This window comes from Pseudoalteromonas sp. CF6-2 (genome assembly GCF_021729425.1).
GTDB lineage: Bacteria > Pseudomonadota > Gammaproteobacteria > Enterobacterales > Alteromonadaceae > Pseudoalteromonas > Pseudoalteromonas arabiensis.
Genome location: NZ_CP091443.1, coordinates 139579 through 163542 on the forward strand (window position 1 = coordinate 139579; position 23964 = coordinate 163542).

23 protein-coding genes are annotated in these 23964 nt (G+C 38.8%); 15 read left to right on the forward strand and 8 right to left on the reverse strand.

Annotation, left to right across the window (positions count from 1 at the left end):
- Positions 1 to 66: 66 nt before the first annotated feature.
- Entirely contained in the window at positions 67 to 1416 is a 1350-nt protein-coding gene (locus L3Q70_RS17350; protein ID WP_054563102.1) for a 3-deoxy-7-phosphoheptulonate synthase class II, read from the forward strand.
- A 63-nt stretch (positions 1417 to 1479) separates the two neighbouring features.
- Here the strand turns inward: L3Q70_RS17350 and L3Q70_RS17355 are convergent, their stop codons facing one another.
- The gene (locus tag L3Q70_RS17355; RefSeq protein ID WP_062567870.1) at positions 1480 to 2289 is read right to left on the reverse strand and encodes a pyruvate, water dikinase regulatory protein; all 810 of its coding nucleotides are present in this window, start codon (positions 2287 to 2289) and stop codon (positions 1480 to 1482) included.
- 153 nt (positions 2290 to 2442) lie between these two features.
- On the opposite strand from L3Q70_RS17355, the gene ppsA reads away from it, so the two are divergent.
- Positions 2443 to 4818, forward strand: coding sequence for a phosphoenolpyruvate synthase (gene ppsA, locus L3Q70_RS17360; RefSeq protein ID WP_062567871.1), 2376 nt, complete (start codon positions 2443 to 2445; stop codon positions 4816 to 4818).
- Positions 4819 to 4912: 94 nt separating this feature from the next.
- Here the strand turns inward: ppsA and L3Q70_RS17365 are convergent, their stop codons facing one another.
- Complete coding sequence (locus tag L3Q70_RS17365) at positions 4913 to 5122, reverse strand: PGPGW domain-containing protein (RefSeq protein ID WP_062567872.1); 210 nt, start codon at positions 5120 to 5122, stop codon at positions 4913 to 4915.
- Positions 5123 to 5269: 147 nt separating this feature from the next.
- Here L3Q70_RS17365 and L3Q70_RS17370 point away from each other — a divergent pair, with 147 nt between their 5' ends.
- Positions 5270 to 8314, forward strand: coding sequence for an FAD-binding and (Fe-S)-binding domain-containing protein (locus tag L3Q70_RS17370; RefSeq protein ID WP_237115549.1), 3045 nt, complete (start codon positions 5270 to 5272; stop codon positions 8312 to 8314).
- A gap of 50 nt (positions 8315 to 8364) precedes the next feature.
- Here L3Q70_RS17370 and L3Q70_RS17375 read toward each other — a convergent pair whose 3' ends face one another.
- Complete coding sequence (locus tag L3Q70_RS17375; RefSeq protein ID WP_237115550.1) at positions 8365 to 9555, reverse strand: cation:proton antiporter; 1191 nt, start codon at positions 9553 to 9555, stop codon at positions 8365 to 8367.
- On the reverse strand, positions 9555 to 10766 hold the full coding sequence (locus tag L3Q70_RS17380) for a tyrosine-type recombinase/integrase (protein ID WP_237115551.1): 1212 nt from the start codon (positions 10764 to 10766) through the stop codon (positions 9555 to 9557). Before L3Q70_RS17380 ends, L3Q70_RS17375 begins: the two co-directional genes overlap by 1 nt.
- A 138-nt stretch (positions 10767 to 10904) precedes the next feature.
- On the opposite strand from L3Q70_RS17380, the gene L3Q70_RS17385 reads away from it, so the two are divergent.
- Positions 10905 to 11468 (forward strand): YSC84-related protein, encoded by a 564-nt coding sequence (locus tag L3Q70_RS17385; RefSeq protein WP_237115553.1) that lies wholly within the window; start codon positions 10905 to 10907, stop codon positions 11466 to 11468.
- Between the two features lie 92 nt (positions 11469 to 11560).
- Here the strand turns inward: L3Q70_RS17385 and L3Q70_RS17390 are convergent, their stop codons facing one another.
- Positions 11561 to 11911, reverse strand: coding sequence for a DUF3693 domain-containing protein (locus L3Q70_RS17390; RefSeq protein WP_237115555.1), 351 nt, complete (start codon positions 11909 to 11911; stop codon positions 11561 to 11563).
- Between the two features lie 131 nt (positions 11912 to 12042).
- Between L3Q70_RS17390 and L3Q70_RS17395 the strand changes: the two genes are divergently transcribed.
- From L3Q70_RS17395 to L3Q70_RS17440, 11 genes are all read left to right on the forward strand, one after another.
- Complete coding sequence (locus tag L3Q70_RS17395; protein WP_237115556.1) at positions 12043 to 12234, forward strand: hypothetical protein; 192 nt, start codon at positions 12043 to 12045, stop codon at positions 12232 to 12234.
- Positions 12235 to 12238: 4 nt separating this feature from the next.
- Positions 12239 to 14230, forward strand: a complete 1992-nt coding sequence (locus tag L3Q70_RS17400; RefSeq protein WP_237115557.1) for a replication endonuclease — start codon at positions 12239 to 12241, stop codon at positions 14228 to 14230.
- A gap of 43 nt (positions 14231 to 14273) precedes the next feature.
- Complete coding sequence (locus L3Q70_RS17405) at positions 14274 to 14597, forward strand: hypothetical protein (RefSeq protein WP_237115558.1); 324 nt, start codon at positions 14274 to 14276, stop codon at positions 14595 to 14597.
- Positions 14598 to 14599: 2 nt separating this feature from the next.
- Entirely contained in the window at positions 14600 to 14836 is a 237-nt protein-coding gene (locus L3Q70_RS17410) for a hypothetical protein (protein WP_237115559.1), read from the forward strand.
- Between the two features lie 13 nt (positions 14837 to 14849).
- Positions 14850 to 14984, forward strand: coding sequence for a membrane protein (locus L3Q70_RS20355; protein ID WP_008467240.1), 135 nt, complete (start codon positions 14850 to 14852; stop codon positions 14982 to 14984).
- Positions 14985 to 15095: 111 nt separating this feature from the next.
- The gene (locus L3Q70_RS17415; RefSeq protein WP_237115560.1) at positions 15096 to 16619 is read left to right on the forward strand and encodes a hypothetical protein; all 1524 of its coding nucleotides are present in this window, start codon (positions 15096 to 15098) and stop codon (positions 16617 to 16619) included.
- 4 nt (positions 16620 to 16623) lie between these two features.
- Positions 16624 to 16941: a VSK receptor gene (locus tag L3Q70_RS17420; protein WP_237115561.1), complete on the forward strand. Its 318-nt coding sequence runs from the start codon at positions 16624 to 16626 to the stop codon at positions 16939 to 16941.
- A gap of 2 nt (positions 16942 to 16943) precedes the next feature.
- Complete coding sequence (locus L3Q70_RS17425) at positions 16944 to 18140, forward strand: zonular occludens toxin domain-containing protein (RefSeq protein ID WP_237115562.1); 1197 nt, start codon at positions 16944 to 16946, stop codon at positions 18138 to 18140.
- Positions 18141 to 18511: 371 nt separating this feature from the next.
- On the forward strand, positions 18512 to 18922 hold the full coding sequence (locus L3Q70_RS17430) for a hypothetical protein (protein ID WP_237115563.1): 411 nt from the start codon (positions 18512 to 18514) through the stop codon (positions 18920 to 18922).
- Between the two features lie 44 nt (positions 18923 to 18966).
- Positions 18967 to 19608: a hypothetical protein gene (locus tag L3Q70_RS17435; protein ID WP_237115564.1), complete on the forward strand. Its 642-nt coding sequence runs from the start codon at positions 18967 to 18969 to the stop codon at positions 19606 to 19608.
- Between the two features lie 26 nt (positions 19609 to 19634).
- A complete protein-coding gene (locus L3Q70_RS17440) occupies positions 19635 to 19958 on the forward strand; it encodes a hypothetical protein (protein WP_237115565.1) in 324 nt (107 codons plus the stop codon).
- A gap of 388 nt (positions 19959 to 20346) precedes the next feature.
- Here the strand turns inward: L3Q70_RS17440 and L3Q70_RS17445 are convergent, their stop codons facing one another.
- From L3Q70_RS17445 to L3Q70_RS17455, 3 genes are all read right to left on the reverse strand, one after another.
- A complete protein-coding gene (locus L3Q70_RS17445; RefSeq protein ID WP_237115566.1) occupies positions 20347 to 21396 on the reverse strand; it encodes a patatin-like phospholipase family protein in 1050 nt (349 codons plus the stop codon).
- Between the two features lie 27 nt (positions 21397 to 21423).
- On the reverse strand, positions 21424 to 22833 hold the full coding sequence (locus L3Q70_RS17450; protein ID WP_237115567.1) for an alanine/glycine:cation symporter family protein: 1410 nt from the start codon (positions 22831 to 22833) through the stop codon (positions 21424 to 21426).
- Positions 22834 to 22952: 119 nt separating this feature from the next.
- Positions 22953 to 23909, reverse strand: coding sequence for a patatin family protein (locus L3Q70_RS17455; protein ID WP_237115568.1), 957 nt, complete (start codon positions 23907 to 23909; stop codon positions 22953 to 22955).
- Between the last annotated feature and the right edge of the window lie 55 nt (positions 23910 to 23964).

Sequence of the window (23964 nt, forward strand, 5' to 3'; positions counted from 1 at the left end):
CTTGAACTTAGTACGTGCAATAAGTTAGTTTTCGTTAACGGTCTATGTTAGGAATGAGGAAAGAACATGCAATCGTGGAACCCGGACAGCTGGAGAAAACTGCCGATACTTCAGCAGCCAGAGTACCCAGATCAAGAAGCCCTTAAATCAGTTGAGGGACAATTAAAAAGCGCACCACCTTTAGTATTTGCTGAAGAGACGCGTAGCTTATATAAACAACTAGAAGCTGTATGTGAAGGCAGAGCTTTCTTATTACAGGGTGGTGATTGTGCAGAGTCATTTAGTGATTTTAATGCAGCAAATATCCGCGATACTTTTAAAACACTTTTACAAATGGCCGTTGTTTTAACTTATGGTGGTAAGTGCCCTGTAGTTAAAATTGCGCGTATGGCTGGTCAGTACGCTAAGCCTCGCTCATCAGATTACGAAACGATAGACGGTGTTTCATTACCTTCGTACCGTGGTGATATCATCAATAATTTCGAGTTCACAGAGCAAGCACGTGTACCCGATCCACAGCGTTTGATGACGGCATATCATCACAGTGCAGCAACGCTGAATTTATTACGTGCATTCGCGCAAGGTGGTTTAGCCGACCTACACCAAGTAAACCGTTGGAACATGGGTTTTGTAGCTGCAAATCCACTTAAAGAGAAATACCAGCAGTTAGCCGATAGAATTCAAGATGCCCTTGAGTTCATGGAAGTGTGTGGTATTGACTCAACAGTGGCGCCAAGTTTAAAAGAAACCGACTTATTTACGTCACATGAAGCGTTACTATTAGGCTACGAAGAAGCACTAACACGTCGTGACCATTTATCAGGTGACTGGTACGATTGTTCTGCACACTTTGTTTGGATTGGTGAGCGTACACGTCAGCTTGATCACGCACACATCGAATTCTTTAAAGGGATTAAAAACCCAATTGGTGTAAAAGTTGGCCCAGGTATGGACCCAGATGAGCTAATCAAACTTATCGATGCCGTGAACCCAGATAACATTCCAGGTCGCTTAACGTTAATTACCCGAATGGGTGCAGATGTACTGCCTGAGAAACTACCGGCACTAGTACGTAAAGTACAACAAGAAGGCCGTAAAGTTATTTGGAGCTCAGATCCAATGCATGGCAATACAGAAAAAGCGAGCTCAGGTTATAAAACACGTAGCTTTAATAATATTCTTCGTGAAATTAGTCAGTTCTTCGCTGTACATAAGGCTGAGGGTTCATATCCAGGTGGTGTTCACCTTGAGATGACAGGCCAGCATGTAACTGAATGTACGGGTGGTGCTTATGGTTTATCTGATGAAGATTTAGCGCAGCGTTACCGCACACAGTGCGACCCACGTTTAAATGCAGATCAAGTTTTAGAACTTGGTTTCTTAGTTGCTGATTTATTAAAAGATGCACGTAAGTAACACTAAGTTATCCAAAAAAGGCTGCACATTGCAGCCTTTTTTAATGTCCGATACTAAAATAAGTTAGTACTTACGTCTTTCAAGGCCAGTATCAGATATAATCTTTGCAGAAATTTCTTCAACTGAATGATGAGTCGAATTTAAAAATTGAATTTTTTGCTTTTTATAAAGCATTTCTACTTCACGCACTTCAATTCGACACTGTTTTAAAGAGGCATATTTAGAATTCGCCATACGGCGCTGGCGAATATCGGCAAGGCGAACAGGGTCAATTGTTAAACCAAATAGTTTATGTTTATAAGCCTTTAGACATTCAGGCAGGGTGCCTCTTTCTAAATCATCTTCAGTTAACGGGTAATTAGCTGCTTTAATACCATATTGCAAGGCTAAGTATAAACTCGTTGGTGTTTTACCGCTTCGGCTAACGCCCACTAAAATGATGTCTGCTTCAGCGTAGTTTTTAATATTAGCGCCATCATCATTGGTCAACGCATAGTTAACTGCATCAATTCTAAAATCATAACTCTTTTCATGCATAGAGTGAGTTCTATGGACTTTTGGTACCGGCGCAACTTTTAACTCTTGAGAAATTTTATCGCTATACTGCGATAAAAAGTCATAACATACAGCACATGACGATTTAATAATTTCACTCAGCTCATGATTTACAAATGTAAAAAATACTAGAGGCTGCTCACCATCTCGCTGCGCTGTCGAATTTATAAGATCTTTAATCTCATTTGCTTTTTTTTCTGTTTCTACAAATGGGATAGTTTTGTGGTTGAAGTCAACTGGAAACATAGACAATGTTGCGTGGCCAAATACTTCAGAGGTGATCGCTGTTCCGTCAGAAATATAGAATGCAGTTCTCATAATTAACCTTTTTATTACCTTTATCTGCAAAATAGGGGGTTCACGGTTTACGTGAGGTCTGTTGCCAGTGTAGAATGAAGCCGACCTTTTTAGAAGGTTTTCTTTCTTAACTCTCACAGTTAGTACTACAATTTGTTTTATGGAGAAAGATCCGTGCAAGAATACGTTCTCTGGTATCAAGAGCTTGGTATGCAAGATGTTCCACGTGTTGGCGGTAAAAACGCTTCACTGGGTGAAATGATCTCAAACCTAGCTAACGCTGGTGTTCAAGTGCCAGGTGGTTTCGCTACAACCGCTGATGCATTCAACGAGTTCCTTGAACAATCAGGGCTAAACTCAAAAATCCACGATATTTTAGACACACTGGATGTGGATGATGTAAATACACTCGCTAAAGTCGGTGCACAAATCCGCCAATGGATTATCGATACACCGTTCCAACCTAACCTAGACCAAGCCATCCGCGACGCATATAGCCAATTACATGGCGACGCATCACAAGATGTTTCATTTGCAGTTCGCTCGTCTGCTACAGCAGAAGACATGCCAGACGCTTCATTCGCAGGACAACAAGAAACGTTTTTGAACGTACGTGGTATAGATTCAGTAATGACTGCAATCAAACACGTGTTTGCCTCACTATTTAATGACCGCGCAATTTCTTACCGTGTTCACCAAGGTTATGACCACCGTGGTGTAGCCTTATCAGCTGGTATCCAACGTATGGTTCGTTCAGATAAAGCAGCTTCAGGTGTTATGTTCAGTATTGATACTGAATCTGGCTTTGAAGATGTTGTATTTGTAACTTCAAGCTATGGTCTTGGGGAAATGGTTGTACAGGGTGCTGTAAACCCAGATGAATTTTATGTTCACAAACCAACTCTTGCTAACGGTAAACCAGCAGTAGTTCGCCGTAATATCGGTTCGAAAGCAATCCAAATGATTTACTCTGCGGATGAATCACATGGTAAGCAAGTCGAAATTGTTGATGTAGATTCATCACTTTCAAACAAATTCTCAATCACAGATGCTGAAGTTCAAGAACTTGCAAAGCAAGCTGTGATCATCGAAAAGCACTACGGTCGTCCAATGGACATCGAGTGGGCAAAAGACGGTAACGACGGTAAACTTTACATCGTTCAAGCCCGCCCAGAAACAGTTCGCTCGAACGAAGACGCGAACGTAATGGAGCGCTTCCAATTAAACGGTACAAGTTCTGTTGTAGTAGAAGGTCGTGCAATCGGTCATAAAATTGGCTCAGGTACAGTTCGTGTACTAGATTCAATTGATGAAATGGACAAAGTACAACAAGGTGACATTCTAGTTACTGACATGACTGACCCTGATTGGGAACCTATCATGAAACGTGCAGCTGCGATTGTTACAAACCGTGGTGGCCGTACTTGTCATGCAGCAATCATTGCTCGCGAATTAGGTATTCCTGCCGTTGTTGGTTGTGGTAATGCAACTGATTTAATTAAAGCGGGGCAAGATGTAACAGTATCATGTGCCGAAGGCGACACAGGTTATATCTACGAAGGTATTTTAGATTACGAAGTACTTACTTCGCGCGTTGATGAAATGCCAGAATTACCAATGAAAGTTATGATGAACGTGGGTAACCCTGATCGTGCATTTGACTTTGCACGCTTACCACATGCTGGTGTTGGTTTAGCGCGTGTAGAATTCGTAATCAACCGTATGATTGGTGTTCACCCTAAAGCACTTCTTAACTTTGATGCACAATCAGACGAGCTTAAAGCTGAAATCTCAGAAATGATGGCAGGTTATGAATCACCTGTAGAATTCTATATTTCTAAGCTGGTTGAAGGTATTGCAACACTGGGTTGTGCATTTGCACCTGAGCGTGTAATTGTTCGTATGTCTGACTTCAAGTCAAACGAATATGCAAATCTTGTTGGCGGCCAGCAATATGAGCCGGAAGAAGAAAATCCAATGATTGGTTTCCGTGGTGCAGCACGTTATATCTCTGAAGATTTCCGCGACTGTTTCGCGTTAGAGTGTGAAGCAATTAAACGCGTTCGCAACGAAATGGGTATGACTAATATCGAAATTATGATCCCATTTGTTCGTACACTTGAAGAAGGTAAGCGCGTTATTGAATTACTTGAAGAACATGGCCTTAAACGTGGCGAAAATGGTCTTAAAGTGATCATGATGTGTGAATTACCATCAAACGCGTTACTAGCGGATGAGTTCTTAGAGTATTTCGATGGTTTCTCTATCGGTTCAAACGACCTAACTCAGTTAACATTAGGTCTTGACCGTGATTCAGGTCTGATTGCTCATCTATTTGATGAACGTAACCCAGCAATCAAGAAACTATTATCAATGGCTATTCAAACAGCTAAAGCCAAAGGCAAATACGTAGGTATTTGTGGTCAAGGTCCTTCAGATCATGAAGACTTTGCAGCTTGGTTAGTTGAGCAGGGTATTGATTCTGTTTCTCTTAATCCTGACACCGTATTAGAAACGTGGCTATACCTTGCTAAGAAATTAGCAGACTAAGCGCTTTATTTGTCTAAATTAAAGTATCTAATATAAAAAATGCCAGCATCTAGCTGGCATTTTTGTTAGTTCTAAGGGCATGTTGACCTTTAATTCAACGAGCAAGTTTTTTATCAATATAAGCACATGACTTAGTCAGTGCCTTTTGACACAGGGTTAAATAATCACGCGCTTTAGGATAGTAAAAAGATAAACAGAAAAGCCCAGCAATAAAGAAGATCAACGATGGGCCAGGTATAATCACAAACACTAAACCCAATAACATACACAAGGCACCTAAACTGATTAATGCAAATTTTTTCATATGGCTATCTCATTTGCTGCTTTAATACACAGTATAAAAGTATTGCACCCGAAATCGATAAAAAGAGTGTTACAAACTGTAAAATCTTCAATTTATCTTAGCTATTAGCATGATATAATTTGTAAAATGCCTTAATTTATCACCGTCATGATAGCAACAATAAGTCAACAACAAGCCGCCACAGAACTCGTCTCTAATTTCTTAGAGACTATTAAAAATCAAGGGTTTAGTGGTGATACTGATGCAAGCTTTTCAACACGTTTAAGTTTATCGACTGATAACAGCGTATACCAACAAGTTCCACAAGGTGTCATCTTCCCTAAGTCAGCAAAAGACATACAACTGGCTATGCAAATTGCTTCACGTGATCCGTTTTTATCACTGACATTTGGTCCACGCGGGGGTGGTACAGGTACTAACGGACAATCGCTAACCCCTGGAATAGTTGTTGATTTATCTCGCTATATGCGTGAAATCTTAGAAATCAATGTAGAAGAAAACTGGGTGCGCGTTCAAACTGGTGTAATAAAAGACCAATTAAATGACTTTTTACGTCCTTACGGTTTTTTCTTTGCACCTGATCTATCAACTAGTAACCGAGCAACAATTGGCGGAATGGTAAATACAGATGCATCGGGTCAGGGATCTTTAGTTTATGGAAAAACCAGTGATCATGTTTTAGGTCTTACAACTTACCTTGTTGACGGCACTGAAATGTCAACGACTCCCATACCTTTAGAAAAAGCTAAGGTAATTGCTGAACAAAACACGACAGTGGGTAAGTTATATAAAACAGTTATCGATATTGGCCTTGAGAACCGTGATGCTATTTTAGAAAAATTCCCGCGTTTAAACCGTTTTCTTACCGGCTACGATTTAGAACATATTTTTTCTGATGATTTACAAACCTTTGATATGAGTCGATTAATTACTGGCTCAGAAGGTTCTTTAGGTATAGTTACTGAAGCAAAACTTAACATTACACCCATTGCTGAGTTCAAGACTTTAATCAATATTAAATATGATAGCTTTGATTCTGCTCTTCGTCATTCACCATTCTTAGTCGCAGCAAATGCGACTTCTGTAGAAACAGTCGACAGTAAAGTACTTAACCTTGCTCGAGAAGATATTATTTGGCACTCAGTATCGGACTTAATAACCGATGTTGAAAACAAAGATATGCAAGGGCTCAACATGGTTGAGTTTAATGCGGTTTCACCAGAAGACATAAAGGATAAAGTAGATACTCTATGTAAGTTACTTGATGAGTGTGTTGAAAAACAAACGAATGGTGTCATTGGTTATCAGTTAACTAATGACAAAGCTGATATTTTAAAAATTTATGCAATGCGTAAAAAGTCTGTGGGTCTTTTAGGCAATGTAAAAGGCAGCCAAAAACCGTTAGCTTTTGCCGAAGATACTGCAGTTCCTCCAGAAAACTTAGCAGATTTTATTGTTGAGTTTCGTGAACTTCTCGATAAACACAATCTTCAATATGGTATGTTCGGCCATGTTGATGCTGGCGTATTACATGTTCGACCTGCTCTTGATATGTGTGACCCTGAACAAGAAAAATTACTTCGTCATATTTCAGATGAGGTCGTTAAATTGACTGCCAAATATGGTGGTTTAATGTGGGGGGAGCATGGCAAAGGGTACCGTAGTGAATATGGCCCTGAATTTTTCGGCGAACATCTATTTACACAATTAAGAAAAATTAAAGCGGCTTTTGATCCAAATAACCGAGTAAACCCTGGTAAAATCTGTACTCCACTCGAAAGTAAAGACTCACTAGTTTCTGTTGACGATCAAAAACGAGCTTGGTTCGATAAAGAAATTTCTATCAATGTTAAAACAGAATTTAATAACGCTATGACCTGTAACGGTAATGGCCTGTGTTTTAACTATGACGAAACATCACCAATGTGCCCATCTTATAAAGTTACTGGTGACCGCCGTTATTCGCCAAAAGGGCGCGCAAGTTTAATGCGTGAATGGCTACGACTTCAAGAGTCAGAAAATATTGATTTGCTCAATGTTGAAAAGGAATTGATCAATGGCGAAGTGATCACTTGGTGGGAACGCTATCAACATAGTCGTGATAAGCAAAAGGGCGTTTATGATTTCTCCCACGAAGTGAAAGAATCTATGGACGAATGTTTAGCTTGTAAAGCATGTACCACTGCATGCCCAATCAAAGTGGATGTGCCAACATTTCGTTCAAGGTTTTTAAATTTCTATCACAGTTATTATGCACGACCTGTAAAAGATTACTTAGTGGCAGGCATCGAGCAAACTGCACCTGTCATGGCAAAATTTGCTAAAGTTTTGAATCCAATAGTAAACACTAAAATTGTTTCAGGTTTAATTAAAAATACCATTGGTTATGTTGATACGCCAACTTTGAGCGTCCCGCAACTTTCTAAACGTATTTCAAAAAGTCAGCAATTCAATTTTGAATTACTTAATTCGCTTTCAAAAGAAGAGCAAGCCGAGTATGTTCTGATAGTACAAGATCCATTTACTAGTTTTTACGAAGCCGAATTAGTCGAAAGCTTTATCAAAGTCATTAAAGCGTTAGGCAAAAAACCAATGCTATTACCGTTTAAACCAAATGGTAAAGCACAGCATGTAAAAGGCTTTTTAAATGAATTTAAAACGACAGCAAAAAATGCAGCGGAGTTTTTAAATTCACTTTCTGAAATCAACGCACCACTAGTTGGGCTCGATGCATCCTTGGTTATGTGTTACCGAGATGAATATGTATCGATTTTAAAAGATGACCGTGGCGATTTTAAAGTTGAACTTGCACATGAATGGCTTCAAAGCCAAAACTTTAAACAGGTTTCACTTGCCACTAAAAACGATTCACCATTTAAATTGTTAAGTCATTGCACTGAAACAACAGCCATGCCAAATGCATCTAAAGTTTGGCAATCTATTTTTGCTGATCTAAATTTACAACTAGACACTACCAGTACGGGTTGTTGTGGTATGGCAGGAACGTATGGCCACGAAAAACAAAACCAAGAAAATTCACGCGCTCTTTATGAAATGAGTTGGCAACCAATTATTTCTAATAATGAGCCTGAAACTATTTTAGCAACTGGGTTTTCTTGTCGTAGCCAAGTAAAACGCTATGAAAAGTTTAAACCAAAACACCCACTGCAATTAATTGCAGAGCTACTTTAAAAATTAAAGTGTTATTAAATTCATAAAAAATAAAGGCGCTTAACGCGCCTTTATTTTTGGTAACTTTTTGCAATGGGCTTGGTACTCATGCCATGAATAAAAACACTAAATAAAATTGTTGTTAAGGTTACTGTAGCAATTTGCTCTTTGTTCACAATATCTGTGTCCATCACCATTAAAGTGAAAACGATAGACGCTAAACCTCGTGGACCAAACCAAGCAAAAGTAAATTTGTCTTTGAGATTTAAATTAGTGAATAGAAGTGAAAGTAACACGGGCACAATTCTAAAAATCGTCACGCTTAATAGCGCATAAAAAACAATTGGCCAAGTAATGTCATTCACAATTAAGTGACCACAAACAAAGCCAAATAAACACCAGATTAATAGTGCAACAAATTCCGCGATATGTTCTGAGTCGTTGACTAATGTTGAACGAATTTTTCTAGGAGCTAAGTAATCAAATAATAGTCCCGCTACAAAAACGGCAATAAAACCACTACCATGAAAATTTTGTGTCAAAGAGAAAATAGCCATTACTAAACCAATCAATAAAAATGGACTGCTATTATTTGCAAAGTAATGACGTGCTAATGCAATTTTTAAAAGTGGAATAAACACTGCTATCGACACACCAGCAATAAAAAGTGCAACACCCAACTCTCTTGCAAAAACGAGTAGGGTATCAACGGTAGTTACCGCACTTTCTGGATTTTGAGCTAATAAAAGTAAAACTAAAAAAATGGGTACGCAAAGGCCATCGTTCAAACCACTTTCTGTATTTATCCCTTCGCGAACTTTTTCTGGTACCGCCGTAGATTCCAAAATACCTTTACTAAGGGCTGCATCAGTCGGCGTTAAAATAATAGCAATCAAAGCAGATTGAAAAAGTGATAACTCAGAAAAGAAAAACAACGCACCTGCAACACCTAACAGTAATGTCATTGGCAAAGCGACAAAGAGTAACAGGCTAGGGTACTGATAACTATGTTTTAATACTGTCAGTTTTGATTTTGCTGCATCGGTAAATAAAAAAATACTTAGAGTTAATTCAACTAAAGGTAAAATTTCACTAAGCCCTGCTTCGCCTAATTTGAACTCACTCGGTAAAAAGTAAGACATTGCAATTCCAACCAACACAAAAAACATTGGCCCGGTTATTTCTGTTCGTTCTAACTGACGAATTGTCAGTGAGTAAAATAACAAAGCTAAACCAACTAATGTGAGTATGGTATATTCCATTAAACTTTCCTTTTAATTCCAGACTTTGCGCGTTCTTTTATATTTGTTTGAATATAAATTTGATCAGTCGTAGCAATTTTTGCATGACCTAAATCTTCCGATAAGTGTTTAAGCGGTCTTGTTTGAGCATCATGAGTTGCACCTGTATGCCTTAACCAGTGAGCAGTTGCCGCTTCAAGTTGTTCCGCATCGTCTTTAAAACCATCATCTAATAATGATTGTTTTGCTAAATCAAAACTTTGCTGTACTAACCGACGAATTTGTCGAACAGTCATGCCACCTTTTCCACGAATTTTGTGTACTAATGGTTCGGCCTCATCAACACGGGGGAGGGCAGGTAAGCCTCGGTATAATCTGTAACGTTTGAGGTAAGTGATAAAATCTTCACTTAAAGTTACATCACGTAATTTGTTACCTTTACCCATAATTCTTAAAAACCAAAAGCCATCATTATCTTGCCAAAAATGTGACATAACCGGCGACCACTGTGGTCTTTCAGATAACTCAGAAATACGTAAATACAAACCTTTCAAACAAGCTAGTGTAAATAAATTTCTTTCTAAATCAGGCTGCTGATCACATAGGTCACGCGTTACACCAAATACATACTCCCATTGAATATCACTGAGTGTATCGGGGATTTTAATTTGCGATTGTACAACTAAGTAAGGACTATTCTTTTTGACAACCGGCACAAAATTAGCAAACGTTTTTTCTTCTAAAATAGCAAACTTATAAAACACATTTAATGCTGTAAACATAGCTGCTAAAGTTTGTTGGCTTGCTATATTTTCTTTATTAATGAAAGGGCGCCAATTAGTATTTAGTTTTCTAATACCTTGTTCATCTTTATAACGCCATTGTACTGAGTTCGATAACCACGCTGAATCTGGTTCAACCATAAAATCAACATAGGCTTCAATATCGTCACGCTTTAGATCAAAAACCGATTTTTCAGCAATCAACCATGCCCATAAACAGAATCGTTCAAGTTCATTTCGAAAGCGATTAAATGTTGCTTCTGATTTTCGGCCATACACATACAAAAATTGATATAGAAAAGTTAAGTCTTTTCTTGATTCAGCAACAGTCAATCCAACTTGATGTATAAAGTGAGCAAGTTCAGGATATTCTGTAGCAAGAGTATCATCTTCAAGATGGGCAATTTGGTAGCGCAATTGTTTAAGTGTATCGACGAGAGCAACGAGCATAATGATTAAATATCTTGTAAAATAACAAGTTATAAGACTAACACAAAGTCCGATACTGTCTAGTATTGGACTTTAAATATTTTTTTATTAGTCTATATTTATCCTAACCATTGCCATACAAATATTCGAGGAATATGTATGAAAAATTTTATTACTATAAGTTTCATTTTAGTTACAACCATCCTTACAGGTTGTGCTACTACAGGTAGTGCATCTCCCGATGAGAAACGTGCTCTAGTACAAAGCATGAAAAATAATACATTAAGTGAGCTTTACGCACAAAAGCCTGATGTAAAACAACAAATTGCTAACTCTGCAGGTTATGCCGTTTTTGATAATGCCAATGTAAATGTTGTTTTAGCTAGCTTTGGTGGCGGCTATGGTGTAGTTAAAAATAATCTGACAGGTAAATCAACTTACATGAACATGGGTGAAGCTGGTTTAGGCTTAGGTTTAGGCGTTAAAGACTTTAATGTAGTCATGGTTTTTCATAACCAAGCCGCAGTAAATCGCTTTATTGAACACGGTTGGGCATTCGGCGGTAACGCTGATGCTGCAGCTAAATATGAAGAAAAAGGTGGTGCTTTAGTTGCGGAAGCAATTGCAGACCAAGTTACGGTTTATTCTTTAACCGAAAATGGACTTGCACTACAAGCAGTATTAAAAGGCACGAAATTCTGGGTAGATTCTGAGCTAAATTAACCTTTAAAAAACCCTTCTAAAAGTGGGCTAGTTAGCAACTTAACTCCCACTTTTAATTATTCTCACCAATTTAACATAACGTAATTTATGGGCTATCTACGATACCGCAAAGGCGGGGTCGCTACTTGACCAGTAAGACTCGCAGCTGCAAGGATTCCCGCAATACACGCAGCGCTAATCTTTTTTACAATATCAGACCAAACTTTACTTTCTTCCTTGGTTTTTGATTTTTCAATAGCCAAATTCAATAAAGCTTCTTTTTGATCTATTCCAACTTTATTAGCCAGAAAAATACACTGATTTGCAGTTAAGTGCCTTTCACCCCGTTTGATTTGGGATAAAGAACCAGACGTAACACTATCCAAATCAGCAACAACTTGTTTGTCTTGTGAATAGCCCATGAATTCTTTGTATTTTTCAATAAGTTGGTAACTAAATGACATATATATCTCCTCTATAAACTAATTATAGCGCACAAAAATGTAAAATATATTCTTGACGTTGCACAATATTGTGCGCTACATTTTGCGCCATTGCACAACTTTGTGCATTAAGTTTAACAAGGAATACGGATATGAGTTTCACTAAATTACATGAGCTAAACCAAACTTTATCTCAATATTTACTCGATTCATTCTCAATCGATATTCCTGACCCTGCCTATTTAACGATTTATCTCGGCTTTTATTTGTTTTTAATTATTACTGCGCTTTTGGCTATTAACGCAATTACTAAGAGCACTTATTTAGATACGTCTGGGAAATAAGCACATGACGGCACTATCATCTAACCAATACGCTCAAGTTTTCCCGTTAAATGCAGCAATGAATTTAACGGCAAATTTGCACCCAGCAAATACAGCAAAAGACGTTTTCGAGAATTTATCTAAGCCAATGAAAGAACGTTTTTTCGACTATCAAACTTGGCGAAATCGTATATTTGAACGCCATTCTAACCTTGCTCACATGCTGAGTACGGGCTATTTTTTAGCTGAAAAATTCAGCAATTTAGCCGATGCAAACGCCCGTTTGAAGCGTGCAGATGAAGTGTTAAAACTGGGAAATGTGAAGTTTGGACACATCAATTTATCGGTTTCAGATGATGAAATTTGCGATATTGCAGAAAAAAAAGCGCGTTATTGTGAGCTTAAAATCGCTAAAAATGGTCATAACTTACATGTATTTACACAATTAAAAGAATTAGCAAATTCATTTACGATTGATGCACCGGTACTTGTTTCACCTTACTGTTCAAACCTATCAGCAACATCATTAGTTGGGGCGCTTAACCGTTTTGCAGACCCTATTTGGTGGCGTAGAAAACTGCGCAAAATCCAAGCTGTAACCATCGAACAATTAGCGCGTGATTTAAGACTCGTACATAAAAAAGCAAGTGCGTATGTCTCACAACCAACCATTCAAAACCGCCGTGATAGAAAACGTAAATCAGAGCAAATTATGTCTGATTTATTTGTTGTTCCAAATGATTCAAACCCGTTTGAAGAGTTTGAATCATTGCAATCAATTGTTGAACGCTCTCACACTTCGGGCAAACAACAAGCAGCCGAACTTATGGTTCGTATTCGTGGCTTTGAAGAACTGGCGGACATGCATGGCCACCGTGGGGAATTTTATACAATCTCAGCGCCTAGTCGTTTTCATTCGGTACACCATACAGGCATACCAAACAAAAAATATAACGGCTCAACCCCTCAAGAAGCACAAGAATATTTTAACGATATTTGGAAACGTGCCCGCGCCCTATTCGCTAAGCAAGATTTAAGACCATACGGTTTTCGTGTTGTTGAACCACATCATGACGGTTGCCCACACTGGCACATGCTTTTATTCATGGAAAAAGGCGAAGCAATACAAGTGCGTAAAATATTACGCAAGCTTGCAACACACGATTCACCTGATGAATTTAAAACAACATCAACCCGCTTCAAAGCCATTGCCATTAACAAGAAAAAAGGCTCTGCGGCTGGTTACATTGCTAAATACATCACTAAAGCGGTAACGGGTGATTGCATTGATAAAGTCACTTGCTCACAAGCGGGTGAAATGAAGGTACTCCCTGCTGATGCTGCAGAACGTGCATCAACATGGGCAAGCACATTTAACATTAGACGCTTTCAGCAAATAGGTGGTCCATCTGTCAGTTTATGGCGTGAACTTAGACGACTAGGCCAAGGCGAACAAGGCAAATGCGAGGTTGCAAACGCAATGAAAACCACACTAGATACAGTATCAAAATACGCCCTTGAAAAGGTTCGCCAAGCAGCTGATTCATCTGATTGGAAAGCCTTTTGTTTAGCAATGGGCGGAGTTCAAGTTAAACGTAAAGACCAAACGTTAAGACTGCACTATCAAATCCCTGACATTGTTGACCAAATCACAGGGGAAATAAGCCGAAGCGAAACCAAATCTCCCTACTTTGCCACCAAATACGGCGACCAACCAGCCAACCGTATTTTGGGCGTGGCATGGGATGCCGTTGTTGTTATCACTCGTCGCGGTACTTCACAGATTTTGACTGAAACCGACATTAAGGCTCAGCGCAAAATCATGATAGGCGTATCAGAGCAGATTCAAGGCTGGCATGACGATGGACGTTTATTCGAGCCGACCAAAGAAGAAATGCAATTCTTAGAAGCCTGTGTTTTAGAGGACTATCAAAACATGTGCCTGTTCATGGATTACGAAGCACTGGCAGGCAACATTATGAGCGATGAAATCGCGAACTTGGACTTGTGTCATTAACTGTAACTTTTAATTTTAAGACCACTGATTAAGGAAATTTATTATGAATATTGAAGGCGCTATCACAGATTTAATCCCTGTTAACCGTACTGACGATAAAGGCGCTTCACTGCCTACAACCGCAGAGTTTAAGCTACACACTAAAAACCCTGCACAAATTCTGTCTGTGAAAGTTTCAGCAGATCAATACGCAGACGGTACATACAAGCAATTAGAACACATGCAATCAGACCCTAACGGCTGGGGCTTAAAGCCTGTCTTACTCAATATCGAGTATTACGAAGGGGCAAACGTTGCTCGCCAGATGGATTGGAAAGGCTTCCGCTTACATAGCCTACCACCTGAAACAAAGCAGGTTAAAAGCTAGTAATGCAATGTATTTATCTCAATGCTGACGGCACACTCAGCCCAACCGCTGAAACACTAGAGCAATGCACGGGTTATGTGCTTGTGCCTAGTCATGATGCGGCGGCCTATGTCGAAAGCATTCAGATAACGGCTCTTGAAATTGGAGAGTCATTCACGTGGGGTTTCGGCCTCGTCATTTTTTTCGGGTTTTTGTCTTACAAAGTAAAAGCGGCTCGAATGGTTATAAATAAACTTTAAAAAGGAAATCAACATGACTGATATTTTCGCAGCAGTAGATATGGCAGGCGTTGCAACGTTCGTAGGTGCAACAGGTGTTTTAATCGTTGGCGTTGCACTGGCTTACAAGGGTATCACTCTTGCCAAGCGTGCAGTTGCTAAAGCTTAAGGCATAAACATGGGCGGCCTAATAGTCGCCCTTATCTATACGCTTTGCGCAATGATAGGGGCAATCGCTGGTTACATAGTTTGTAAAAATTTCGGTTGGGGATAGCAGCCAATGAAAATAACTCTTTATGCAATGGCGCTTTTTAGCGCTTTTTTTGTTTATGCCGATGAGCCTGATTTAGATACGTTAGTACCTGCAAAGGTAGATACGGTTCCCTGCTCTGGTTATTATCGCGCTGGTACTTCTTACGATGGTACAACAAAAGTTTGTGGCCCAACAAAATCTGAAAATGATTTAGCATCTTGTGAATTAGCCGTCTCTCAAGTACCACAAAGTGAGGTTCGCGGGGGTTATTACACTACATATTACAAGGACACTTTTTGCAGGTTAGAGAATGGTACGGTTCAGGGTTACCAAAATGTACAAACTGTTTTTGATGACCCTTCAACTCCTGATTCCGTATATTCATCCAAGCTAAGCCTTTATGCTGCAAACCTTTCAGGCGAAGAAACTTATTTCTGTCCTCCTGATAATTACCCAGAGCACACAATTAAAGTTGAAAACCAGTGCGCAAAACCAAAAGCCCCAGAACCAGAAGAACCTGACCCAAGTGATTGTGATGAATTTGGAAATAATAGTTTCTTACCACCTAACGATTCTTTGAACGTACCTGCTGGCGGCTCAGTTTGCTATACAACAGCTAGCGGCTCTCAATGTAAATTTAAAAAGAACCCTTTCGGCTCTGGCTATGAACAAACAGGCGAGCAATGTACTGGTGAAGAACCGCCTTATCCTGAACCTGATATAACACCGCCAGATAATCCAGATGATCCCAATGCATGTGCCACTGTTGGCACAACTGACCCCCATGCAGTTTGCCCTGTTAACCCTAACGATGTTTGCAATCGTATTATTGTAAAAGGCAGTGCGGGTGACAAAGTGATGAATCAATGCCCTGCTGGATGTGGCTCTGTGAATGGTCAATATGTATGTGCTTACCCTGATAAAAACGGGGATGGTATACCTGATGAAAATCAAGACCCACAAAAAGGCAATGACACAAAAGACCCAAACGATCCGAATGATGAAACACCCGATTCAACAAAAACAAATAACCTACTGTATGGATTAGATAAAAAAATAGGTATTGGTAATTCTCGATTAACGGGGATTAAAACAGGTATCGAGGGCATGACTAAAGAGCAAATGAAAGGCAACGGCTCACTAGCGGCCATTGCATCGAATACCGCTAAAACAGCCAATAACACATTAGGCATATCTGAAAATACAGCTGAAATTCTTAAATCCATTTCTGAGACTGAGATAAGTGATTCCTTTAACCCTGAAAACTCAGCAAGCTTTTATGAATCTTCTTATGAAGAAGGTTTCACAGGGGTTTGGCAAGAAAAGTCAGCGGAATTTAAACAAACAGAAGCCTATCAGTTTTTACAGCAATTTAAATTCAACGGCGGCGGTTCAGCACCCGATACACGAATTTGTTTTAACTTGGGTTCAAACATGGATTTTGGTTGTGCTGAACTCCCCGTTCCTGATGCTGGCCTGTTAGCCATTCTTAAAGTGTTTATTTTAATTTCAGCGGCTTTCCTATGTCGCCGTATTATTTTTGGAGGTTAGCATCATGCTTGATTGGTTACAGGAAACATGGAACGAAGCAAAAGAATTTGCTTACAGCTTACTTTTAACAATTGTTGAATTTTTAAAAGACATTGCCATTTGGATTTTTGAGCAATTCATGGATTTATCAATATTAGCAATACATGGATTGGACAGTGTTTTTTCAGGGTTAGACATTGCATCGCACATCAATTCACTACCGCCAGCTGTCTCGTTTTATGCCTCATCACTCGGTTTATCGCAAGCAATGAGCATGATTATTATCTCGTTAACACTGCGGTTCTTATTACAACTTATTCCATTTACGCGCTTAGGGAGCTAATCATGATACACGGTATTTCAGGTAAAACGGGCGGCGGTAAAAGTTATGAAGCGGTCGTTCGTCATATCATTCCAACGGTAACAGAGCATAAACGAAAAGTAGTCACAAATTTACCGCTTGATGTAGACCACTTTTGTGCTGTGTATGGTGAGCATTGCCGCGACTTAATCGAAATCATTGACGGTGAATTTCACAACTACGGCGGTCAACGCCCATTTTCTAAAAAAGAGCACTATTTACAGTATCAAGATTGGCAAAACGAAGAAGGTAATCGCGTTTACTTCTTTGTTAATGAATGTCATTTAGCCCTTCCTCAACAAGGCACTGATAAGGAAGTTAAACAGTTCTATGATATGCATCGTCACTACGGTTTCGACATCATGTTGATTACGCAAAACTTTAGGAAAGTAGATAGAGACATACGCGACTTAGTGGCCAATCACTACCGCGCCATTAAAAAATCAATGATGGGTCAGGATGATAAATATATTTTAAAAGTGCATGATGGTTCGGCAGCATCCAATGCAACGGTCGTTGCTACTCACGAACGTGAGTACGAAGCCAAGTATTTTAAGTTTTATAAGTCGCACACTAAAAGTGACCAAAGCGTAAAAGAAGCCGCACCCAGTGATATTAAAAAATGGTATGACAACTGGTTCATAAAAGGATCTATTGTTTTCTTTATCGTTGCCCTATTCCTTTTATACCTGGGCTTTAAAAAACAAACCAAAATAGATGAACAAAACAGCCATGCTATTTCAAACTCAGGCATGACAGTCCAATCTGAAAACCATGCGTCTATTCCAGCAAACGCTGCAACTGGACAAACGCAACCACCTGTTACAAGCCAGATACTTGCACAGCAGCAAGAAATCAAAGCCATGCTAGATAAACAAGAAAAAGAGCAGGAAGCAGAAGAGAAAAGACACCCATTTTATAAGGTCGGGCTTCATATTGCTGGCTGGGCTGAGTACACCGAATTAGGGAAAATTACTAAGAACTACTACATCAGCGCCAGTCAAAACGGGCAGCATGTATTCGATATATCACTGCGAGACTTAATCCTTGCAGGCTATACCGTAGCAGTACGCTCTAGTTGTGTTATCGAAATTAAGTACCGCAAATACCATGACTTCATTACTTGCGATTCCCCAAAGGTTGGTGTTTTTGATGAAGCACCGGATGAACTAACAGAATAGCTGGGAGGGACCCGCAACGCGGGAGGGGCTTAGCTATTCTGTTAGCAATCACCTTACTGTTACGTAATAAATTACGTAATTTCATACGTGGTACGTAATATTGCATTCAATTATTACGTACCGACCATCTTTGCGGCCTCAGTTCTTGGAGGATGGCGAAGCCATGTCATGCATTCCAGAAAATCCACATCTTATCGCTTATCGGTTTCCATTTTATAGACTGTTTATTAGGGTCGGGTATCAATTCAGTGAGAAAGCCAATCGCACTCACTGCCCTAGTCTGTCTTTAAAAAAAGTTGATTGCCTTCTGATAAACCAAAAAAAGTTAAATGGAGTGCGCATTGTGATTTTTAATAAAGGAGTAAATCACAATGGGCAACTTTAAATTGCAGTTTGTTACGCTATTCGGATATGACTACGCAAAGGGAGCTAAAGAACTCGGAGTAAGTGAACGTCAAGTAAGAAGATATGTAAAAGCGAACAAAGCGAGTAAACCAGTCGAAAAGTTACTTTGGATAATGTATCGCGGCTATTTACCAGACACAGGCCCGTGGGCAGAATGCAGTATTTCATATCACAACAACGTGATGACTACACCTTGGGGTAAGGTAAAACCATCAGACGTACAATTTGTTCATCGCTATAAATGGTCAGCAAAGGAACATGAATCTATGTATAAAAAGCTAAAATTTGAAACCAAAGTTCAAGACAAATATTTATTTGATCTTCAAGAGCAATTGTTAGATATTGTTGGAGAAATATCAGAAAAAACTGCTATTTAATTATCACTATAGGGCATTTTGCTCTTTTACTTTAAGGGGGCATTTTGTCTTTTTCAAGAGATATCTCTGAGTCAATTTTTAGTTGTAATGTTTCATTTCGAAATTTACTTGATTGTATACGTCGAATTGAATCACAATTGCCAGAAGGTAAAGTTTTAATCATACACACTGCATTAAAAGATGGTTCATCTAACATATTAGATTCTTCAAGTGATTTGGAAGAATCTGATGATGTAAAAAACATTGGGATTCAGAGTATAAGCATATCTTGCAGTGGTATGTTTTCAATACGTCTAGGTGTAGATTATTCTGAAGTAATCTATAATTCAACTTCAATTTTAGGGCAAGCTATTGCCACTTTTGCAATAAGCTCATTAAGTTTAAATACAGGAAATTGGTTTACTTCTTTTAATAACCATCCAATCAGCTTTGGGGTTTATTACATTCCATCATCTTTCTTAGTCACTTACAGTGCTATACTTTATGGTTTCTCAATTTACACTTTTTTGACGGTATTTTTTTCTTTTTTACTTATTATCCTTTCATTTAAAAGCAATCAAAAAGTCAAGATTATTATGAAAAATGATACTGATAATTTTTTTATACGAAAAAAGGAAGATTTGGCTACGAATTCATTTTTCACGTTTGCTGGTCTTATTCTAGGTTATTTTCTCGGTAAATTATAATTTGAAACTTTACTAAAGGACTAGTTATGCAATTAAATTACTTAAAATTATATGCCTGTTTAACTTTATCCGGTCTTACCATTTGGTTTGTTGACCAAGCTTGGACTATGTATCAACTTAAACTTGTTTCAGATGCTACAACTAATGCTTTTAAACAAGTTTCATTGTCTAAAAAGGTTCAGGCTCCAAGTTATAAACCTTCCTACAAACCACCTGCGAAACCAAAACCATTTGAAATAATTAAGTATCATGACAAAGTTTGTAAATTTTTCACAGATGAATATCGTAAAGAGCCAACAGAAAGTAATCGATTGAAAATGAGAGAGTATTGTCCCATCTTGCCAAATTGAGAGTATGACAATGCCAAACTGTCAAAAGTGACAGAACCTATAACTAAATAATAAAAAAGGGCTTTTCGCCCTTTTCTTCATTGTTACGTACCGTAATTTATGAGCTATCTACGATACCGCAAAGGCGGGTCGCTAGTTAACAAATCAAGTTACCAAGTACCATACTAGTTTTCTGAAAACCTAATTAATATTACCCGTTTTAGTTACTAACTGCATTCGTTTTACGTTACTTGATTAACGAGGTTTTTTAAAATGGATCAATTTAGACACTGCGTTTCCCCTCCCGCCAAAATGAATAAATATGCAAACCAACATTAAGTTTGACTAATATTAATACTCTATCACTATAGAAATATATGAAAGAAGGAGCAGTTTCAAAAAGAGACTCTTAAGTAATATTTTTTATCATTAATGGCTTTTTATGCATGCAAATTTCATCAAAAGTATTAGCAAGTCGCTCAGTTTCATCAAGCACTTGTTGCCAATATTTAATCCGTGTATCAGCATCAAGCTCAGTAAAGTCTTTACGATCAGGGATTTTTCCATAAGGTAGTGTATCAATAAATTCGGCTGATGGAGTGATCATCACCACGTTATCATAGTTACTCGGGGTTATACCGCGCTTTAAGCTTTTATCAAACCACCCTGCTTTAGGGTTGTTATTAAAATGTGGATATAAAATAAGTCCGTCATTATGAATAGTTAGGTCAAAGTGATAATCGATGATACCACCATCACGATATATACCAGGCGGTGTTCCTATTATATTTTTAATGCCTTGCATAACTAACGGGATTGACCCCGAAGCAAGTAAAGCATCGGCTAAATTATCTTCGCTGAGTTCAATAGTATGGGTATTGAAAGTATTGTTATCTGAAAACGATAACTGACTATCCGCCGCTTGAAACACATAACGCTCGTATTGCTTACTTAACAAACGCCTATTCATTCTATTGACTAAGTAGCTTTTAGATAAACCCATTAACTGAATCACTTTGTTTTCTGATGCTGTAAAACCATTCGATTTTGCAACTATAAAGTGGGCTTTAAAAATAGGGTTATGAATGATTTCATGAATACCATCTTCAGCAAATACATAACGTAATAACTCACGAGCTTTTGTAGTTATTTCTTCGGGTTTTGCTTTATTTGATGAGTATCGTGTTTCAGAGTATGACTTTGCTAATCGAGATATTGCAGCAACAGGGTCATTTTGTGCAAAACAGGCAGATCTAAATGCACCAGCGCTTGATCCTAATAAGTTTAAAGGCGTGCTACGGTCTTTAAAAAATTCACCAAATAGATATTTATCCAAACCAAATAATGTAAACCATTTGGGTCCGCCACTTGGCCCTAAAAAGGTATTAAACAAATCGGCAGACAGACCTTGCTCTTGAATTACTTTTGCAGCAGTTGGCCCAGCGTAAATATCTATCATGGTTACTTTTCTCGTTGTTGTTTTAGATTACTTTCGCCAAATACCTTGCTCTGTTTGACCTTGAACCTGTACTTTTTCAGAATCAAAAATGGGTTCTTGGCCTGCATCACGTTGACTATGGTAGTCTTTTGTCACAGATAAGATGGTTGGCGTTAAGCGTATGATAGCGATAACGTTCACCACTGTCATTAAACCTAATGCAATGTCGGCAAGATCCCACACTTGTTTAATGGTGGCCGATGCGCCCCAAATCATCATTGATAAATATAAACAGATATAAATACCACGGCCGAGTTTATTATCTAGTTTAAATAAATGAAGGTTACTTTCTGCATAGGCATAATTTGCAACCACAGAAGTAAAGGCAAATAAACAAATTGCAGCTGCTACAAAGTAAATGCCACCAGCGGCCATATGTGCTGTCATAGCAGATTGAGTTAAGCGTATTCCTTCCATTTCACCACTAATATCAATATCAGCTAATAAAATAATCACCGCAGTACAACTACACAGCACAATGGTATCGAAAAACACCCCAAGCATTTGAATGTATCCTTGAGTGACCGGATGATTAGGTACTGGTGAAGCACAGCCTGATGCATGGGGCACACTACCCGCTCCGGCTTCATTGGAGTAGAGCCCTCGCTGAATACCATTTTTAATTGCTGCGCCCATAGCCCCTGCACCGGCTTCTTGTAAGCCAAAGGCTGAAAGTAAAATATCTTCGATCATTGCAGGCACTTTACCAATATTCATTAAAGTAATTATGATTGCGGCGAGTACAAATAAAATGCCCATGATTGGTACAATCCGTTCAGCAAAGCGGGCGATTGCTTTAAAGCCGCCTAAAATAATAGAGCCTGCCAGTATTGTGATCACAATACCTGAATACAAAGTTGGAATTTCAAATGCATAATTGAGAGCATCGGTAATAGTATTCGTTTGCATGGCACTGAATGTAAAGCCATAACCAAGGAACAAGCAAAAGGCAAAACACACCGCAAGTGCTTTGCTGCCTAATCCTTGTTGAATATAATAAGCAGGCCCGCCTCTAAACTCGCCGTTGGCATCCCTGACTTTATAGACTTGCCCAAGTACGCTTTCGGCAAAGCCAGTAGCCATGCCAAGAATGGCAATCACCCACATCCAAAATATTGCACCGCTGCCACCTAACGAAATAGCAACGGCAACCCCTGCAAGATTACCTGTTCCAACACGGGCTGAAAGACCAGTACATAAAGCTTGAAATGAGCTAATTGAGTTTTTGTCTGTATTACTACTCGACTTTAATAAGCTAAACATATGGCGAAACTTAACCAACTGAATCGCTTTTAGCCTTACCGAAAACCAGATTCCGGCAAACAGAAGAATATAAATAAGAATTTGGCCCTCTCCCCAAAGAAGACCATTGATTGTTGATACAGCGGTGTTAAACATGGCAGCCTTTATTGTTCTTATTAATAAAAAATCACAAAAAGTGAATAGCTAACCACTTTAACTTTATTTACAGATATCTCAAGTAGGCAGTGAGATTAATTAACCAAGTATGCTCTCTACTAATTTAGCAATTGTTGTTGTAGAAATGCACGGCCTGCTGCTAAACCTAATTTATGATCATAACGAAGGTCTGAATCTGTACTACCTAGTAGCTTACTGCGTAGTTTATCGCCTGCAAAAATTTGTGTGATACGGGCATCATTTGGCGGCTTTGCAATAAAATCAAGCTCATCTTGATATGCTTGTTCGTGCTGAACAAGGTAATCAAATGTTTTGGGGCAATAGCCTGATACGCGAACGAGTGTCTTTAGCTTATTAACCCATTCAGATTGCACTTGAAAGTTTTCATCAACAGTACGAATAACCACAATATCGCGGGCACCACGATTATAGGCTTCTTTCACGGGTAAAGGTGCAGCTAGGCCACCATCTAAATACATATCATGCACTAAATCAGTATTAGAGCTTTGAATAATGGCATCATTTGCGGCTTTGGTTGTTAACCAAGGAGTTAAGTTAACACCATCTTTATATAAAAAAGGTAATGCGCTTGATGCTTTTAGTAGGGCCAACCATTGCATGTCTTCACCATTTGGACTCAAGTAATAGGGTTTACGGTCAGCGGCATTAGTCGTTGTGATCAACAGCTCGCGATTACCTAGGCTTTGTGTTGCTGTTTTAAAATCTAAGGCACGGTTTACTTCTTTGGTTTTGTCAAAATACCAATCAAGATCGACAATGCTTTTACCAAACAGCCCGCGGCCAAGTTGAAAAAAACGTTTATGACGAGAAAGCCCTCTGATCAAACGTTTTGCGTAGCCTTTTTGACGCGCTAAATAACTTGTTAAGTTTTGTGAGCCTGCTGATGTGCCGATGAATAAATCGAATGGGTCATAATTATTTTCTAACCACGCATCGAGTACACCTGCGGTAAAAATCCCTCGTTGCCCACCACCCTCAGCGATTAATGCTGTTTTTGTTTGTGGTTCTACTGCGGCAATTTTTTGAGATTTCACGGTGCACCTTCCTAGGGTAATGGTTAATAAATGTATTGTATAAAGTTAAATTCAA

Excerpts from the sequence above, each read along its gene's own strand:
- L3Q70_RS17350 (WP_054563102.1), top strand. The coding sequence starts at position 67 with ATGCAATCGTGGAACCCGGACAGCTGGAGAAAACTGCCGATACTTCAG.
- L3Q70_RS17355 (WP_062567870.1), bottom strand. The coding sequence starts at position 2,289 with ATGAGAACTGCATTCTATATTTCTGACGGAACAGCGATCACCTCTGAA.
- L3Q70_RS17365 (WP_062567872.1), bottom strand. The coding sequence starts at position 5,122 with ATGAAAAAATTTGCATTAATCAGTTTAGGTGCCTTGTGTATGTTATTG.
- L3Q70_RS17370 (WP_237115549.1), top strand. The coding sequence starts at position 5,270 with ATGATAGCAACAATAAGTCAACAACAAGCCGCCACAGAACTCGTCTCT.
- L3Q70_RS17375 (WP_237115550.1), bottom strand. The coding sequence starts at position 9,555 with ATGGAATATACCATACTCACATTAGTTGGTTTAGCTTTGTTATTTTAC.
- L3Q70_RS17380 (WP_237115551.1), bottom strand. The coding sequence starts at position 10,766 with ATGCTCGTTGCTCTCGTCGATACACTTAAACAATTGCGCTACCAAATT.
- L3Q70_RS17385 (WP_237115553.1), top strand. The coding sequence starts at position 10,905 with ATGAAAAATTTTATTACTATAAGTTTCATTTTAGTTACAACCATCCTT.
- L3Q70_RS17390 (WP_237115555.1), bottom strand. The coding sequence starts at position 11,911 with ATGTCATTTAGTTACCAACTTATTGAAAAATACAAAGAATTCATGGGC.
- L3Q70_RS17395 (WP_237115556.1), top strand. The coding sequence starts at position 12,043 with ATGAGTTTCACTAAATTACATGAGCTAAACCAAACTTTATCTCAATAT.
- L3Q70_RS17400 (WP_237115557.1), top strand. The coding sequence starts at position 12,239 with ATGACGGCACTATCATCTAACCAATACGCTCAAGTTTTCCCGTTAAAT.
- L3Q70_RS17405 (WP_237115558.1), top strand. The coding sequence starts at position 14,274 with ATGAATATTGAAGGCGCTATCACAGATTTAATCCCTGTTAACCGTACT.
- L3Q70_RS17410 (WP_237115559.1), top strand. The coding sequence starts at position 14,600 with ATGCAATGTATTTATCTCAATGCTGACGGCACACTCAGCCCAACCGCT.
- L3Q70_RS20355 (WP_008467240.1), top strand. The coding sequence starts at position 14,850 with ATGACTGATATTTTCGCAGCAGTAGATATGGCAGGCGTTGCAACGTTC.
- L3Q70_RS17415 (WP_237115560.1), top strand. The coding sequence starts at position 15,096 with ATGAAAATAACTCTTTATGCAATGGCGCTTTTTAGCGCTTTTTTTGTT.
- L3Q70_RS17420 (WP_237115561.1), top strand. The coding sequence starts at position 16,624 with ATGCTTGATTGGTTACAGGAAACATGGAACGAAGCAAAAGAATTTGCT.
- L3Q70_RS17425 (WP_237115562.1), top strand. The coding sequence starts at position 16,944 with ATGATACACGGTATTTCAGGTAAAACGGGCGGCGGTAAAAGTTATGAA.
- L3Q70_RS17430 (WP_237115563.1), top strand. The coding sequence starts at position 18,512 with ATGGGCAACTTTAAATTGCAGTTTGTTACGCTATTCGGATATGACTAC.
- L3Q70_RS17440 (WP_237115565.1), top strand. The coding sequence starts at position 19,635 with ATGCAATTAAATTACTTAAAATTATATGCCTGTTTAACTTTATCCGGT.
- L3Q70_RS17445 (WP_237115566.1), bottom strand. The coding sequence starts at position 21,396 with ATGATAGATATTTACGCTGGGCCAACTGCTGCAAAAGTAATTCAAGAG.
- L3Q70_RS17450 (WP_237115567.1), bottom strand. The coding sequence starts at position 22,833 with ATGTTTAACACCGCTGTATCAACAATCAATGGTCTTCTTTGGGGAGAG.